This window comes from Coxiella endosymbiont of Dermacentor marginatus, assembly GCF_907164955.1.
Lineage (GTDB): Bacteria > Pseudomonadota > Gammaproteobacteria > Coxiellales > Coxiellaceae > Coxiella.
This window is the reverse complement of sequence record NZ_OU015521.1, coordinates 743,044-759,842: the sequence shown is the minus strand read 5'-3', so window position 1 is coordinate 759,842 and position 16,799 is coordinate 743,044. Positions and strand designations below refer to the sequence as shown.

The window sequence follows — 16,799 nt, the reverse complement described above, 5'->3', positions numbered from 1 at the left end:
CTGTGGGGTGCACACTATTCTCTATAAAATCCAAACTTGGAACCAATCAAAAAAATCCTATAATCCTGTAAGTTACACCATTGGCCGCTATCAAAGACGCGGATGTGAATTTAAACAGCACTCAAAATTTACTATCTCTACCAACAAACAAGCAAAAAATTTATAGATGCATTAACCAAATGGATGTAGAAATCTGATGAAAAGAATATTAAAGCGAACAGAAGGATTCAGCAGTTGTCAGTTTAAAAACTGGTAACAAATTGATTTATGTATAGAGGCCCTACAATAAGTTATTTTCTGACCTTACATTCAAGAAGAGGTAAGTGAAATTTTTTAACTGAAATTAAACTTTTCTCCATACTCATACGAAAATTTACTCTCAAAAATGTTTTTATCTTAGTCATCTATCTCTCTACTGAAGAGAACAAACTTCAATTTTAATATATTCTATTCACTGAAATTTTAACATTTTAATCAAGTATCATGATGATTTTGTATCATCCTGAGAGTAGTCTATCAAATAGTTGATTAAATTTATTTTAATTTTTCAAATAAACAAACATAATCCTACCCCCACCCTCTTAGGGGGAAGAAATGTATTTTTTAATTTCTACTAACTTCAAAAGAATATCTCCTAGAAATTGGATAGTTTGAGCATCCACTTATTTGAGAGACTTGACCACACAAGTATTCTCAATACACCCCATTTTTTGTAGACAGCAGTTGAAGAAGGCTGATGTTTTTTCGGATCACCAAAATTACTACTCTCCAAGAAATTATTAGCTTTGCATATTTAAAAAATAGAAGTATTGACTAGACGACTAATGGGTAAAACTATAACGCTTGCCGTGGAATTTCTTATCATGGTCACTACAACACTATTAAGATGGAAAATAGCTACACTATTTTGCGAGATAGATGGATACAAATTAAAAAACCAATATGACTTTATGTTATATAAAACCCTAAGAATTCTTGTGATGGAGAATGCAAGAATTCTTATCCATCACTTTTTGACTTTAATTTTCTCAGTGAGAGGCAAAATAGGAGCCACTTCCTCTACTTCATAACTCATCCAAAAAAAACAACGAGAAAATCAAAAGTTGAATTTCTTGATTTTCCCTATTATTTGTGTGTGATCTCAATTAGGATCATTTTTGCCTGAGGCTGTTCGTTGGTTAGGTCGATCTCAATTAAACTTACTCATGTTCAGGAGCCACTTGATAAATTCCAGGAGCATTGCGAAGATATCCTTTATAATCCATACCATACCCGAATACATAATGATTTCCTACTTTCAATCCGCTAAAATCTGCAGATGCAGGACCACCTGGAAAGCGTGCATCGTATTTATCTACCAAAACAGCAGAATAGACCGATTGTGCTCCTCGTTCTTTACAAAGATTACTGATGGTACATAAAGTAATGCCACCATCTAAAATGTCATCAACTACTACCACGATGCGACCTTTCATATTGCAAGTTGGTTTGACTTTCCATTCCAAATTTTTACTCTTCGTATTACCTCGATAACGCGTTGCATGGATGTAATCCACTTCTAAAGGAAAATCTAACCGAGGTAATAGATTTCCAAGAGGAACAATCCCACCCACTACTACACATAAAAAAATAGGATTAGAAGAAGACAAAACTGAGCTAATTTCTATAGCCATCATATCCAAGGCAGCCTCTACTTCCGCTTTAAAATAAAGACAAGTGGATTTTGCGAATACTTCACGAATATGCTCAGGTAGAATCATTGTGGCATCCTCTTTTTCTAATGCTCCCTCGATCGTCACGTTCATTGTCAATTGCTCCTTTCACTGTTTTAAAATATCCCTTCCGGATAATCAACCATTTGAGCAGAAAAAGTACAATTTGCCCCAAATTGAGAAATAATATTTATAATTTCTAAAATTACGTTCTGCTGAGTAGCCTGATACTTCATCCATTTCGTCGTTTTTGTGAAAGCACAAACCAACATATTCAGTGAGGAATGGTCAATTTCAAAGAGATTCACAAACAAAGTTTGGGCAGTATCAATAGCGGGATTCTTTCGTAACATATTTTCAATAGCTTTAACTAAATCGGGAATTTTCATAACATCGGAATAACACACACCTACCTTAATTTTGAGATGTCGATTTGTCATTCGAGAAGGATTTTCAATAGAAATGTTAGATAAAATGCCATTAGGTATATAAAGTGGACGTTTATCAAACGTTCGGATGCGCGTTAAACGCCAGCCAATATATTCTACTGTGCCATCAATTTGGCGATCTGGAGAACTAATCCAATCACCTACTGAAAAAGGTCGGTCCCAATAAATCATTACTCCCCCAAAAAAATTGCCCAAGATATCCTTAGCAGAGAAACCAATTACTGCTACTCCTACTCCACTAAACGCTAATAAAGCAGACATTTTAATGCCAATAGTTTGAAGGAGAATCAATAAAATAAATACAATAATGACGATACGTATTAATTGCGCTAAAGCGTGTATACTCGTTTCATCGCCCACTTTACAAACGCCTTGGCGTACTCGAGTGATTAAATTATCTTCTAAGTGTCGAAGAAAGCGTATCGCAAACCAGAAAATAATGATTAGGGTAAAAATAAAGCGCACTGAGAATGAAATATTTGTAAAATCTGAAAAATCATTATCAAAGACAAATAATTGAGTGATAGTAGAAATAATAAAAGTTAAAGTAATTACAAAAATATAAATTTGTAAAGGTTGATGTAAGGATTGCAAAAAGAAACACTGAAAAACACGCTTTCTCTGCTTAAAATGAGATATAAGGCTTTGGAAAAGCATCCATTCCAGAAAGCTTGCTCCACTTCCTAAGGAAATCAATAAAGTGATTTTAATGATTAAATTCTGCATATGAAATTCAGCTCAGTTCTTTCATTCGTGAGCTTAAGATAGTATAACAAATTAAAGTATTTTTCGAATATTTCTCTATCTCTCTCTCCATCTAAATAGGAAATATAAGAATTAACAAATTAAGGAAGAAGATTAAGGTAAAAGAGCTAATTTTAATTTATTTGGAAAGTACCTACAATCACTATCACTTCCTGAATAAGTTGTTATTTAAATAATTATTAAATCGCATTTCTAATGCTTTTCTCAATTGATCTTAAACTACACAGACGAAGAAAAATCTTATGAGTGTATCATTAAAAAACCTGATTATAGAAAACAGAAACGAATAATGATAAAGAATAATAAGAATTTTTAGTCATCTCTTTCCCGTCAATGACTTAGGAAGTACTTTCTAAGTCATATAGTAGGTCGTGAAGATTCTTGATAATAACGTTAATAACGCTTTAACTAAAAAAAGATGAAGCTGAAACTTTGTTCTGCAATCTCATCTAACTCCTCTAATCCACCATCTACTATTTAAAGATCAGATCCATCTTAATTCCTACCTATTCTTTAGCTCTTAAAAAGTGATAGCTAGCTTACCGTGTATATCATTATTTCTGATTGATAATTGCTAAGTATCGTAATTATATATTATTTTTTTACATCTAGTCGAGATAAGCGGATGCTTAAGCAAAGTCTGTAAATTTTCATGAAATTGGTTGAATATGGCAACGCGCTCTTCTTGATCCACTTCAATAGACAATGGCGCTAATTCTTTGTAACTTTAGAAATGAGGTAACGTAACTGTTTGTGAGGTTCTCGTAATTATGTAAAAATAGAACTATTCTAGTCATTAAGATGTTGAAATAACTTCTAATCTTAAAGAAGTTTTGATATTACCACGATTAATGATGACAAATGTTAAATTACTTATTCCTTATCTTTCATTAGATTATTATTAAATATGCCTGGAAAATGATGCACATTCCCCTTTATTTTGAGACTTTTAATCTTAGCAGAGTCTTTTTTTTCCATTTCGTCAATCCGTAAAATCATGTGCATTGGAATATAAGTTCGCTTTACTTCTTGAAATTCAGTTTTTAATTTCTCTCCAGGATTGACGATCACTGATGAATTATCATTAAAAACTAACTCCTCCATTTCAATAAAGCCCATTAAACTTTCTTCGGAAATATATCTAGCATAAATTTCGTAAACTTTTTCATCTTGACTAAAAATAACTCTATAAATTCTTTTCTTTTCTTCCATCGTTACCTCAAAACCATTTTATCTTATTTAAGTATGTCATTTCTTCAGGAATAGAATCTCGTTCCAAAATAGCATTACGTTTAAGGAAACTCCGCCAAAAACATCGAAATGATATTATAATGATGCTGACAAATTTAAAAAACTTTCATAAATGAATCAGATTTTTGGTAGCGTTGTTAATTTATATAACATTTTGTATTTATGCACAGAAATTTTTGATAATATAAGGTTTTTTATGCAACATGAGACTCAATTTATGGTCTTTTTGATACTCTGGCATTATATTATGCCGGGGTATTATTTACCTAAGTTATAATCATCCTGAAAATGCTTTGAATAAATCTCGGTAAACATCGCGCAATTGATTTAAAATAAGATAAGTCTTGAAAAATTTTTCTATAGGACGCTATTTTTCAAATAGTTTATAATACATTTGGTCGCCAGATTTTCTGCGTTACTATCAAACCATTTTGCCTGCGACCATCGTCGAAGCCAAGTCACCTGACGTTTAGCTAACTGACAAGTAGCGGCAATCGTTTTATAACGCATTGTTTCGTGGTCATAGTAACCTTCCAAATGCTGCCATGCTTGGCGATAACCTACCGCACGCAGTGCTGGCAAAGCAGGATTTAAATTTCTTTGGTACAGTTGTTCAACTTCTTCTAAAAAACCATTTTGTAACATCCGATCAAAACGTTTTTTAATATGCTGATGTAAATCTTTACGATTAGCAGGATTCACAATGATGTTAATAAATTGATAAGGCAAAACCCTAAATTTTTCTAAGTTTTGATGATCCGATAAAGATTGCCCTGTTGTTTCATACACCTCTAATGCCCGCTGGATACGCTGAGTGTCATTTTGATTAATCTGTATTGCAGATTTTAGATCAATTTTTTTTAATTTCTCATATAAACTTAGCCAACCTTTTTGCTCTGCTTCTTTCATAATTTTTTTTCTAATCATTGGTTGAGCAACAGGCAAATTGGAAAATCCATGCTGTAATACGTAAAAATAAAACATTGTTCCACCTACTAACAAAGGAATGCGATTTTTTGAATGAATAAGCTCAATTTTCTTCAAAGCATCTTTATAAAATTGACCAGCAGAATAAGGAACTGTAAAGTCACAAATATCAATTAAATGATGGGGAGCGATCTTTAATTCCTGTAAAGTTGGTTTTGCTACACCAATATTAAGGCCGCGATATACCATTGCTGAATCCACACTAATAATTTCAAAAGGTTGTAATTGCGTTAATGCAATAGCCAATCGAGTTTTACCACTGGCCGTGGGACCCATTAAACAAACAACGTATTTTTTCATCTTATTGGCCTGCGTAAAAATAATTGATCTAATTTATAACTTCAAATTGATTTTTAGATAATTTTAAGCAAGTTGATGATTGCAAATCTCTTTATATATGTTTTCTTATATTGCTTAAAAACTTCTATTTTTTCTAGAGTTAATTAAGAGGCGTAAGGAATGAGGAACATACCCTAAATAAATGATAAGTAAAAGTACAAATATGGTATTAATTGTTTCTTTCTGCACAAAATAATCATATAAACAAAGATTAGCAGGTACATCGCGAATTAATTTTTCAATAGTAGCTTGTTTATTAATTAAAGCAGGATAGCAATGTAAGATAACTTTATTGGAATCCAATTTCGAACTCAAGTTCTAAAAATAAGTGATAATCCGTAACATAGCGCTATGTATTGAAGGTCTAAAGTAAAATATGGAAGACAAGAAATAATTTAGTCACTATTTCTCACATTGTTTTCTTGTTTCTTTTTTAGTGTAAAAGAAACAAATCTATATTTAGCAGTTTGATGACTAGTTGATAAATATGCATAATCAAAATTAATCTGACGCAGTACTCAAATGAAGTCTAAAGAATTTTGAGAATTTGCTAGAATCAGGTCGTTAATTTAATAAATTCACCTATATGAGTAAGCCGTTTTAAGAACTTTAACGAGGGTCACCTTTCGTGATTATTGATTTTTCCATTATTTTATCTGTTCTAATATCAAATTTAGAAATTTTTAATTAATTAAATTATCTGACTACGAGAGCATTCATTCTAAAATTAGAATCTGATTTAGAATATAAAGGATTATCAATGACTTTTTGTTTTACGAGTATAAGGTTTTTCAAATAATTATCTTTTTCTTCTTTCTTCAAGTGGAATTGAATGATATACAAAAACTTTGTATATCATTCATTTTTTTTACGAATAGCATCAAGAATTTTTTATAATATTCATTATTCTTATTAAAGAATAATGAATATTGGTCAAAAAACTTAATCATATAGGCGTGAGATAGTTAAAAATAATAGTAATGAAAAATCAGTCTAATTTGAAAAACGACAATTTAACAAACCTTAAGAATAGATATGTAACTCCTCATTCAATTATTTTTGCATCCACTTGAAAAACAAGCAAAGTAAATAAAAGTAGTCAATATTTTTAAATAAATGAACTCAACAATGCTGATACCTCTTTGGTAAGAGGCGAGTTTTTACAACAGATAACAACTATCGATGATGATCTTTTTAAAATTAATCAAAATTAAGAAAAAAATTAATTGGTAAAATTAACAATGCGCTTTTTACCTTTGATATCAATTTTAATCCGTAAAGTGGGTGGGAAAATAAATTTTTTAGGCCATTCTATCAATAAAATAGAATTATTTTTTAAATAATCACTTAAACCTAAATTCAAATAATCTTCCGATTCTGTCAGTCGATATAGATCTATATGGATAACTTCTATGGTTGATAATTCATAAGTTTCTATTAAGGTATAAGTAGGGCTTTTAACAAATCCCGTATATCCAAGTCCTCGTAAAAATCCGCGTACTAATGTTGTTTTCCCAGCACCAAGCTCACCTAATAAATAAATAATAGCTCTCTCTGAGCAATAATTTGCTATTTCCTCGCCTAATGAGAGCATAGCTTTCTCAGTCGAAATAATTTTAGAAGCAAAAGGAATAATCAAAAGTACTGACTTCCGCTAGGATTCACTTAGGATTTACTAAAGCACGTAAATGAGGAAACAAATCAGTAGCCAATAATCCTCGCTCTCCCTCTTCCTCCGCAGCACGATCTGCAGCTAGTGAGTGAATCAAAACCCCAACCTGTGCAGCTGCCACTAAACTTAATTTTTGAGCTAATAAACCGCCGATAACGCCGCTCAAAATATCACCCATACCACCAGTAGCCATGCCAGGATTTCCAGCAGGACAAACCGAAATCTCCTCTTTTCCTCCTTTTATTAAAGTGCCTGCCCCTTTCAAAATCACCACTCCTCGATAACGCCGAGCCAGTTGCCGGATCGCCTTGAATCGATCTCTCTGAATCTCTTGACAAGATACATGCAATAACCGTGAAGCCTCCCCAGGATGAGGAGTTAATACCCAATCTTCCCTCTGAATAGGACTTTCGGCTAATAAATTCAAGCTATCAGCATCAAGTACCTTAGGAATTTTTGTATATAATACTCTATTTAATAAAGATTTTGCCCAATCTGATTTCCCTAATCCTGGACCAATTACTACCACTGTAGCCAATCTAAGAAGGTTGTCTAGATCATCTGCTTCAGATACTTGATAACACATTAATTCAGGACGCGATCCACTTACAATTGGTACATGTTCAGGCCGAGTTGCTACAGTTACGAGTCCTGCCCCCACTCGAGCAGCTGTTTCAGCTGCCATACGGACTGCCCCTCCCATTCCATAATCACCTCCAATTACCAACACATGGCCATAATTTCCCTTATAGGAATCGCGTTCACGTCTCGGAGAGAGTAGATATTGTATCTGAGACCAATCCAATAAACGGGTATGCGTTTTTATTTGCGAAAATAAATAACCGGGAAGTCCTAAAGAAGCCCATACAAGTTCTCCACAATAAGCTGGTGCCCGAGCGGTATATAATCCTTGTTTCAATCCAATAAAGGTAACTGTTAAATCAGCTCTTACAGCTGTTGCTTTTACTTCTCCGGTGTCGACGTTAATACCTGAAGGGGCATCAACAGCCAGAACTGGCTGTTTAGCCTCATTAATCGCTGTTATAATTTTATCATAAGGTGATTTAATTTCATTTTTAAAGCTCCTTCCTAAAAGAGCATCCACGATCAGATCTCCCTTGAAACAGATGGGAGCTGGAAAAGGTTGAATTAAAAGGCCTTGCTTTTCGCAATCTCTAGCTGCTTGAGCCGCAGGACCACGATAATCGATATTTTGAGCTAGGGAGTAAACAGTAACCTTTATACCCTGCTTATGCGCTAAACAGGCAATGACTAATCCATCACCACTGTTTTTTCCCTTTCCACAACAAACTGTGATTTCTTTAATGGCTGGCCAACGTTTCATCAGACTTTTAAAAGCGGCCTCCCCGGCTCGAAGCATGAGCTCATACGCATCGATGCCTGCTTTAGCTGCTAATTGTTCTAATTCACGGATTTGCTGATCTTGATAAAGTGTTACCATCTATACCTCAAGTTAAGGTATACGTATTTCTATTTCTAGCACTAATTTAACTAATTTCCTTCTTTAACCACAAAGTCGATTTTGCGTTCATCAAGGTCCACCCTAGCCACAATAACCAAAAGAGGGTCTCCCAAACGGTAAATCCGACCATTGCGTTTTCCTCGCAATAAATGATGAACTGAATCATAATGATAGTAATCATTCTCTAACGTAGTTACATGAACTAAACCTTCCACGTAAATTTTGTCTAACTCCACAAATACACCAAATCCAGTAATATCTATAATATGCCCATCAAATACTTGCCCTACTTTATTCGACATATATTCACACTTCAGCCAATCTATTGCATCTCGAGTAGCTCGGTCAGCTCGTCGTTCCGACATAGAACAATGTGCACCTAAAATCGTTAGCTTTTGTTCATCATAAGGAAATTTCTTCACTGATCTTTTTTGTAAACGATGACAAATCCCACGATGAACAATTAAGTCCGGATAACGTCTAATAGGAGAAGTAAAATGACAATAACGATTATAGGACAAACCGAAATGACCTGAGTTTTCAGGGGTATAAATTGCTTGACGTAGTGATCGTAACATGACGGTTTGTAACAATTGTGCATCGGGACGTTTTTTAATTTGCAGCAATAATTTTGTATAATCCATAGGTGTTGGTTGATCTCCTCCAGTCAATCGGAGTCCAAACGTGCGTAGAAATTTCCTGAGATCGTATAGTTTTTGTTCATCTGGTCCTTCATGCACTCGATATAACGTTGGAGTATTCCCGTCTTGCAAAAAATGTGAAGCTGAGACATTGGCAACTAACATACATTCTTCGATAATTCGATGTGCTTTGTTACGCACTACTGGAACGATCCGTTTAATTTTACCTTTTTGATCAAATTTAATACGTGTCTCCGTAGTATTGAATTCGATAGCTCCTCGTTTCATACGTTGTTTTAATAATTTTTGATATAACCTATATAAATTTTTTACGTGAGGAATTATCTCTTGATCTTTAGTTTTTTCATCACGTAACATGAGTGCTACTTGGTTGTAGGTTAATCGAGCATGAGAATAAATAACCGCACGATAAAATTGATAGTGTTTTACTTCCCCTTCTGGGGAAATATGCATTTCGCAAACGATGGCTAGACGATCTTGGTAAGGGCGAAGCGAACAGAGATTATCAGACAGCACTTCCGGTAACATAGGGATAACTTTTGCGGGAAAGTAAACAGAACCACCACGTGCTTCAGCTTCACGATCTAAGGCACTACCTAAGTTCACATAATATGAAACATCAGCAATAGCTACGTACAGCACAAAACCATTCTTAGTTGATTCACAATAAACAGCATCATCGAAATCTCTAGCATCTTCTCCATCGATAGTTATTAAGGCCAAATGGCGTAAATCATTTCGTCCTTCTTTATCATGCTCTAATACTTCAAAGGGTAATTTTTTTGCTTCTCGAAGGATTTCCCTTGGCCATCGATTAGGGAGCTCATGGTTACGGATAGCAAGTTCTACCTCCATACCTGGCGTTAAATGATTGCCAAGAATTTCTATCACTCGTCCTAACGCTTGTTGTCTTTTGCTTGGTTGTACTGTTATTTCAACTACAACAAATTGGCCTATTTGAGCTTTTCCTTGCTGTCCATCAGGAATTAAAATATCCTGAGTAATTAATTTATTGTCCGGATCAACAAAAGCAATACCATTTTTTTCAAAGTAACGTCCTACAATCTGGTGAGTATTGCGCTCCAACACTTCAACGATAATCCCTTCACGCCTTCGTTCTCCTCGATTAGCAAGACGTACCAAAACCACATCATTGGGAAATGCTATGCGCATTTCTCGGACTGGTAAAAAAATATCTCCAGAACCGTTATCAGGAATTAAAAATCCAAAACCATTTCGATGAGCTTGAATCCGTCCTCGAATTAACTCCATTTCTTGAATTAAAACATAACTACCACATCGATTTGTTATAAGCTGGCCATCTCGAATCATTGCTAATAAGCGCCGATGTAAGCCTTCTTTTTCTTCTGATTTTTTCAACTCAAAAGCTGTTATTAAATTTTTTAAACTAACCGGCCGATTGATTTCCTTTAAATATTGGATAATAAGTTCTCTGCTGGAAACAGGATTCTCATATAAAGACGCTTCTTGCTTATAGTAAGGATCTTTTTTTCTATAAGATTTAACCACCATTTTACCTTTCTATAAGGTCTAACAACCGCTTCACCTTCATTGATTTTTGTGAATTAAATAACAACTTGTAAGTTGAATGATAACTCATCTATAACTATTAATGAAGAAGAAAAGGAACTGTTTTCTTTTTGCTTATTTTTCTCGGATGTACAAAACACAGTCACAATCGGCACTCAAAATTCAACCATTTTCAGGTTAAATGTAAATATTGCATTCAAAATTCAAGAGAGCTTTAGTCAATCACATCACCTATCCAAAATTAGAGTATAAAATTTTGTAATTATTAACGTCATAGAAAGACAAATAAAACAAGTTTCTTAAGCCTCTTTATATAGATTGTATGTAATTGTATGATGAACACTATCCATTCTTTTAATTGCTAATTAGGACTAATATACATTTAATACATATATTTAATCCATTTGAGTTTCTGTTAGTTCTGAATAATAAACAATAGATTCTTTGGAAAATTACTTTTCGTTTCAGCAGTGTTATTCAATAACTTCGGTATTGGTAAAAGTAACGTTGAAATAAAAATTAGATTCAATAAATGTTGGTGGTTCTAGTAATTGGTATCCTTTTTTTAGAGGTTATGTAATTAGTACTTAGTAGCACTGTTTTGGTAATCAACATTTAAATTTTAATAAAACCCCCCTTTGTTTATGAATAAATTCACCGGGATAAGTAAAGTGCTGATTATAATGGGCTATTTTCATCTACTCACAACCATTTACTACCCATACGGATTTATCGTTAAGTTTTCACACTAATCCTATGCCAAGTTATATTTCCAGTGCTTTAGCACAAATGTTATTATCAATGCAATCAACATAAAATTACTCTATTACATCTTTTGTACCTGATTTCACAAAAAATATCATCACAAAATAAGTCACAGCCGTTTGTAGCTCAGTATTATACGCTTTTCCTAAAAAAGTAAGAATAATATCTTTAGTTAAGAGTAGTTATTTAAACACTAATGTTGTGAGTTCCTTAGCTTTTACTTTCCAGTAAAATTTTTTGGTTTAGTGATAAATCTTTTAAATATTGTTGTTTAACAAAGAAAAATTTATACGTAAAGGAAAAAGCGACCGTAAATTAATCAGCACTTCCCATGCTGATTATATTATCCTAAATATCTATTAAATGCCGATATTCCTGAAAAAACAGGGTCGAATATCCTCTTAACTGACTAGAAAAACTAGAAAATCGTTAACTTACGCTTTATTATACTATAAGTTTATCAATTCTTATCACAGCACTTTATGAAATTACACTTACTTTATAAAAGCTATTTTTTATTTATACTGTTATTTTGAAACGCTTTCCGCTAATAAAATGATCCTATGGTATTATTATCCACTGAAATTTTGCTAATAAAAGGCTCCGGTGGCGCAGTTGGATAGCGCAGTCCCCTCCTAAGGGACAGGTTACAGGTTCGAATCCTGTCCGGGGCATCCGTTAAAAATAGAGGTAATTATGGCAATACGAATCGAAAATGACAGTATAGGTGAAATTGAGGTTCCTGCTGACAAATATTATGGAGCACAATCTCAGCGTTCGTTAATTAATTTTAATATCGGACGCGAAACTATGCCATCGGAGCTTATTCGAGCTTTTGGAATTTTAAAGAAGGCAGCCGCCCTGACTAATAAGGATCTAGGCAATCTCTCTTCAGAAAAATCAACTTATATTATCCAAGCAGCCGATGAAGTTATCGAGGGTAAACTAAATGCTCATTTCCCACTAAAAATATGGCAAACCGGCAGTGGCACCCAAACTAATATGAATATTAACGAAGTTATTAGCAACCGAGCTATTGAACTAGCAGGCGGAAAAATCGGAAGCAAAAGCCCTATCCACCCTAATGATGATGTGAATAAATCTCAATCATCAAACGATGCATTCTCAACAGCTATGCATATTTCTTGCGCAGAAATGATTGCTCACCGATTTATACCATCTGTAAAAACCCTACGCAATACTTTGAGAAAAAAATCTAGCGCTTTTTCCCAAATTATTAAGGTGGGGCGAACCCATTTACAAGATGCTGTTCCTCTCACTTTAGGACAGGAGTTTTCAGGTTATGTGGCGCAATTAGATCATGATCTAGAGGCAATTATTAACGTTTTACCTGTTCTCTATCGTTTAGCATTAGGAGGAACCGCTGTGGGCACAGGGCTAAATACGCCACCTCGATTCGCTGAGACAGTGGTAGAACACATCTCAAAATTGACAAAATTGCCTTTTTACTCTGCTCCTAATAAATTTGCTGCACTAGCAGCACACGATGAAATTGTACTTGTAAGTGGTGTTTTAAAAACTTTCGCGTGCTCTTTAATGAAAATTGCCAATGATATAAGATGGTTATCATCAGGACCTCGCTGCGGTATTGGAGAAATTTTTATTCCGGAAAATGAGCCTGGCTCCTCAATTATGCCAGGAAAAGTAAATCCGACCCAATCTGAGGCTCTAACAATGGTATGTGTACAGGTGATGGGAAACGATACAACCATTACGATTGCAGGATCTCAGGGTAATTTTGAATTAACTGTTTTTAAACCAGTAATGGCATACAATTTAATTCAATCTATTTATTTATTGGCAGATAGTTGCTATTCTTTCAATGACCATTGTGCCATTGGCATCAAACCGCATAGAGAAAAAATTGATGCTTATCTTCGAAGTTCCCTAATGCTCGTCACTGCCTTAAATCAAATTATTGGTTACGATAGAGCATCCGAAATTGCTAAAAAAGCTTATAGAGAAGGTCTTACTCTTAAAGAGGCTGCATTACGATTAAATTATTTGACTGCTGAAGAATTTGAGAAAGCTGTTGATCCTAAGAAAATGGTGGGACTTTAAAATTTTTTATAATCTATTACCAATGCGATACCAACGGACGTGATGGGTGTGAGGATTCCAACTCATCCAAACAAATAAAGCACGTCCAATAAAGTTATTAGCTGAAACAAACCCCCATGATCGGCTGTCATCACTGTCATCTCGATTGTCACCCATCATAAAATACCTACTTTTAGGTACTATAAGATCTTTAAAATTTTGAGTAGAACAGTCTGCACGATGTAGAACTGAATACTTAATTCCATCCAAGTTTTCCCGATATTCTTTTGCTTTCCAAGTTTTATCATTTTCACCAACTTCTAATGTATCTTTGATAAAAGTCTGAGGAACTTTTTTGTCGTTAATATAAAGAACTTTATTTTGATAACTAATACGATCTCCAGGAAGTCCAATAACACGTTTGACAAAGATGACAGCCGGATTAACCGGCCAACGAATTAAAGCGATTTGTCCTCTCTGAGGCTTACCAATATTAACAAATTTCTTATTCCATAATGGTAAATACAATCCATAATCATATTGGTTAACTAAAATGAAGTCCCCTGGCATAATTGTTGGTTCTAAAGATCCGGTTGGAACCAGGTAGGATTGAAATAATAATGAGCGAACAATCAATACAGTTAATAGAATAGGGAAAAGAGAACGTGCATAACCGATGATCATTGGATATTCGCTATTTTTTTGCATGGTTATTTTTTTTATACGACACCAGATAATATCAACTAAGTAAATTACTCCGGTAAAAATGGCTAATAAGGACAAAATATTAAGAAAATCAAGAATCATTTAGTTAAATTCTCTTAAATGTTAAAGATGCTATAAATAGCAATACCACGAAAAATATAGGAAGATAATCCTCCTTTTACAGCCCCGGGAATAGTATGACCAAACAGAATCACAACAACTCCGTTAGCCATTTCTTGTAACGCCATCTGTTTTATATATCCCTGAATTCGCGTCTCTCCTTCTAAACTAGTTTCTTTCGAAGAATACTCAACATTAATATAACCTAACTGTTTATATGTGTGCGGAACTGTAACTAGATTATAAAAATTTACCTGATCCAAGGGTTTGTGAAAAACAGGTGTAGCAGTGATTGGTAAAAAAATGCCCTGAGGGGCAAGCTTAAGTGGCGGAACCGATAAATAAACAGCAATCACTAAAACTAAAGCAATTGTAGTAGCAACAACAGTGCGCTTTGTAACATCTGAATCCAATGCCATCCTCACACTTTTAAACTTTAATGGTTCACCTTATCATGCGGTCTCAATAAATCCAAGAAGTTAGGAGTTATTTTAAATTTATCTAGATAATTTCTTTAAGATTTCCTTCATCCTACGATTGTTTAGAAATACCTATCATAGAAAAAGGTGGAGTAATTGGATCTCGATCGAGTAAAGGTAATCATCAATTGCTTATATAGCCTTTTTTGAAGTAGTCGCTTTTAAAAGGCTATATAAGCTTGATAAATGTGAGTGATACTTAGCAGGATCTTTTCTATTCGTGCCCGTGCTTGGAGGTATTTCAGTAATCTGTTATTTTCAAACTAAAGCTTCTAATTTCTCTCAATAAAGATTTCACTCTTCATTAAGGAAAGGACTAATAACGCATAAGACCAGATGGGTTTTATAGTCTTAAAAAGAGGGTAACAAAGATTAATTGATGAATCACCCCTAGCGAGCCATAGCTAACTACGCAGTCATACTAAGATCAATTTGGAATTTATTCTTTATATTAAAATATTAAAGAATAAGGACGATCAGGAATACAAGACAAACTTTAGTTATATTATTATCGAGAGTCACTTAAACACTGCCAATTAAACTCGAAACATAAGCGGCCATAGTAACCTAATCATAAAAAATATCCATTCTTGAAAAAGATAAATAATTAAAGCAGATTAAGTGACTACCACACTTACCACGCCGGTGCACTATACATATCTCAAATTGATCTCAAATCTTAAACTGAACATTTGTGTGGCCCATCAACATCATCTAACATGAATCTGATTCTTCTCCCCATAACTGAATAGGTAAAAGCATAATAGCCTCAAGAGCATTTATAAAGTGTAAATTCAGCAAGCATATAGTGATTGATTACATAAACGAATATAGGTAGATATCACTCATTATCTTGTTAATGATCAATAGAATAAAAAGACCATTTAAATAAGTTCTCCTCTTTACTCTTTTGAATTCTTTCCTTATACCTGTCCAGATCTAAATGAGTATTAAAATCCATCAAGAACGATGTTATGATGTGCTCTGATTGTACCAATGTAGCCTTTCTACTAAATTCTTTAATTCTGATCGCGCTACCAAACATTCTATGCATGCCTGTAATATATCTAAGAGAACAAGGTGGATGAAAATGCTGAACGTTCTACGACAATTGTGGAGAGACGTCATGCCTGTTATAAGCATGATTTTTTTTGTCATTCTATTTATTATAGGGATCTTTCTTTTTTCGTATCTTTTAATCATTGGCACTGTTATTAGCCTAATACTTTTTATCATTGCCTTTATTCAACTAAAAGTAGTACAACAGAAGCGACAAAAGCAAAAGAAACCACTTTCATCAGGTCGGACTATTGAATACGGTAATAATTTTTAATTTAAAAATCTGGAGGAGATAGGGGGGGGAGAAGAGTATACGATAGCAAAACATTGCTTAGTATTTTAGTAATGTAATTGGCAGCTAACAATCTATTCTCCTTATCCCACTGAAAAAATAACCTTCTCCTTTAGTTTAGATTTCCAAACAATGAGTAATTGCATCTAAATTATCATAACACCACTTGTTCTTATAGATGACAAAATCAGCATTCCATTTATTTGGAAGTGACCGTTTCATATATACGGTGATACAGTTTAATTTTATCAATACTTTTGCTTGTTTAGAATTAGGCACTAAATTAAATAACATTTTTTTTATAAAAGGATACTTTCTTGATTTTAGTCTTTCACTGCAACAGTCATTTCTCTTTATTTATAAAGAGGTTAACAGTTTAATAAACAATTTCAGAAAGCACTGTTTTACCGTAGAATGACTCAATTAATTACCACGAAATTTTTCTGT

General features: G+C 33.8%; 13 protein-coding genes and 1 tRNA gene. 4 read left to right on the top strand and 10 right to left on the bottom strand.

Annotated features, from left to right (window positions below; translation table 11 throughout):
- The first annotated feature begins 7 nt into the window (after positions 1-7).
- On the top strand, positions 8-166 hold the full coding sequence (locus ONG85_RS02965) for a hypothetical protein (RefSeq protein ID WP_264435451.1): 159 nt from the start codon (positions 8-10) through the stop codon (positions 164-166).
- Between the two features lie 1,033 nt (positions 167-1,199).
- Here ONG85_RS02965 and ONG85_RS02960 read toward each other — a convergent pair.
- From ONG85_RS02960 to rnr, 8 genes are all read right to left on the bottom strand, one after another.
- Complete coding sequence (locus ONG85_RS02960; protein ID WP_264435892.1) at positions 1,200-1,760, bottom strand: hypoxanthine-guanine phosphoribosyltransferase; 561 nt, start codon at positions 1,758-1,760, stop codon at positions 1,200-1,202.
- Between the two features lie 68 nt (positions 1,761-1,828).
- Positions 1,829-2,887 carry a mechanosensitive ion channel family protein gene (locus ONG85_RS02955; RefSeq protein ID WP_264435450.1) on the bottom strand — a complete coding sequence of 353 codons (1,059 nt, stop codon included), beginning with the start codon at positions 2,885-2,887 and terminating at the stop codon, positions 1,829-1,831.
- A gap of 912 nt (positions 2,888-3,799) precedes the next feature.
- Positions 3,800-4,138, bottom strand: coding sequence for a DUF1820 family protein (locus ONG85_RS02950; protein ID WP_264435449.1), 339 nt, complete (start codon positions 4,136-4,138; stop codon positions 3,800-3,802).
- A gap of 396 nt (positions 4,139-4,534) precedes the next feature.
- A complete protein-coding gene (miaA, locus tag ONG85_RS02945) occupies positions 4,535-5,440 on the bottom strand; it encodes a tRNA (adenosine(37)-N6)-dimethylallyltransferase MiaA (protein WP_406566726.1) in 906 nt (301 codons plus the stop codon).
- 138 nt (positions 5,441-5,578) lie between these two features.
- On the bottom strand, positions 5,579-5,806 hold the full coding sequence (locus tag ONG85_RS02940; RefSeq protein WP_264435447.1) for a hypothetical protein: 228 nt from the start codon (positions 5,804-5,806) through the stop codon (positions 5,579-5,581).
- A 919-nt stretch (positions 5,807-6,725) separates the two neighbouring features.
- A complete protein-coding gene (gene tsaE, locus ONG85_RS02935; protein WP_264435446.1) occupies positions 6,726-7,142 on the bottom strand; it encodes a tRNA (adenosine(37)-N6)-threonylcarbamoyltransferase complex ATPase subunit type 1 TsaE in 417 nt (138 codons plus the stop codon).
- 22 nt (positions 7,143-7,164) lie between these two features.
- Positions 7,165-8,637, bottom strand: a complete 1,473-nt coding sequence (locus ONG85_RS02930) for an NAD(P)H-hydrate dehydratase (RefSeq protein ID WP_264435445.1) — start codon at positions 8,635-8,637, stop codon at positions 7,165-7,167.
- 50 nt (positions 8,638-8,687) lie between these two features.
- Positions 8,688-10,853, bottom strand: a complete 2,166-nt coding sequence (rnr, locus tag ONG85_RS02925) for a ribonuclease R (RefSeq protein WP_264435444.1) — start codon at positions 10,851-10,853, stop codon at positions 8,688-8,690.
- A gap of 1,383 nt (positions 10,854-12,236) precedes the next feature.
- Here rnr and ONG85_RS02920 point away from each other — a divergent pair.
- Together ONG85_RS02920 and fumC are read left to right on the top strand one after the other, a co-directional pair.
- A tRNA-Arg gene (locus ONG85_RS02920) sits at positions 12,237-12,310 on the top strand.
- 28 nt (positions 12,311-12,338) lie between these two features.
- On the top strand, positions 12,339-13,718 hold the full coding sequence (fumC, locus tag ONG85_RS02915) for a class II fumarate hydratase (protein WP_264435891.1): 1,380 nt from the start codon (positions 12,339-12,341) through the stop codon (positions 13,716-13,718).
- Between the two features lie 6 nt (positions 13,719-13,724).
- Here fumC and lepB read toward each other — a convergent pair whose 3' ends face one another.
- Entirely contained in the window at positions 13,725-14,504 is a 780-nt protein-coding gene (gene lepB / locus ONG85_RS02910) for a signal peptidase I (RefSeq protein WP_264435443.1), read from the bottom strand.
- Between the two features lie 14 nt (positions 14,505-14,518).
- Entirely contained in the window at positions 14,519-14,941 is a 423-nt protein-coding gene (locus ONG85_RS02905; protein WP_264435442.1) for a hypothetical protein, read from the bottom strand.
- Positions 14,942-16,091: 1,150 nt separating this feature from the next.
- On the opposite strand from ONG85_RS02905, the gene ONG85_RS02900 reads away from it, so the two are divergent.
- A complete protein-coding gene (locus tag ONG85_RS02900) occupies positions 16,092-16,334 on the top strand; it encodes a hypothetical protein (protein ID WP_264435441.1) in 243 nt (80 codons plus the stop codon).
- Positions 16,335-16,799 lie beyond the last annotated feature (465 nt).

Excerpts from the sequence above, each read along its gene's own strand:
- ONG85_RS02900 (WP_264435441.1), top strand. The coding sequence starts at position 16,092 with ATGCTGAACGTTCTACGACAATTGTGGAGAGACGTCATGCCTGTTATA.
- ONG85_RS02955 (WP_264435450.1), bottom strand. The coding sequence starts at position 2,887 with ATGCAGAATTTAATCATTAAAATCACTTTATTGATTTCCTTAGGAAGT.
- rnr (WP_264435444.1), bottom strand. The coding sequence starts at position 10,853 with ATGGTGGTTAAATCTTATAGAAAAAAAGATCCTTACTATAAGCAAGAA.
- ONG85_RS02950 (WP_264435449.1), bottom strand. The coding sequence starts at position 4,138 with ATGGAAGAAAAGAAAAGAATTTATAGAGTTATTTTTAGTCAAGATGAA.
- ONG85_RS02905 (WP_264435442.1), bottom strand. The coding sequence starts at position 14,941 with ATGGCATTGGATTCAGATGTTACAAAGCGCACTGTTGTTGCTACTACA.
- ONG85_RS02930 (WP_264435445.1), bottom strand. The coding sequence starts at position 8,637 with ATGGTAACACTTTATCAAGATCAGCAAATCCGTGAATTAGAACAATTA.
- lepB (WP_264435443.1), bottom strand. The coding sequence starts at position 14,504 with ATGATTCTTGATTTTCTTAATATTTTGTCCTTATTAGCCATTTTTACC.
- miaA (WP_406566726.1), bottom strand. The coding sequence starts at position 5,440 with ATGGGTCCCACGGCCAGTGGTAAAACTCGATTGGCTATTGCATTAACG.
- ONG85_RS02960 (WP_264435892.1), bottom strand. The coding sequence starts at position 1,760 with ATGATTCTACCTGAGCATATTCGTGAAGTATTCGCAAAATCCACTTGT.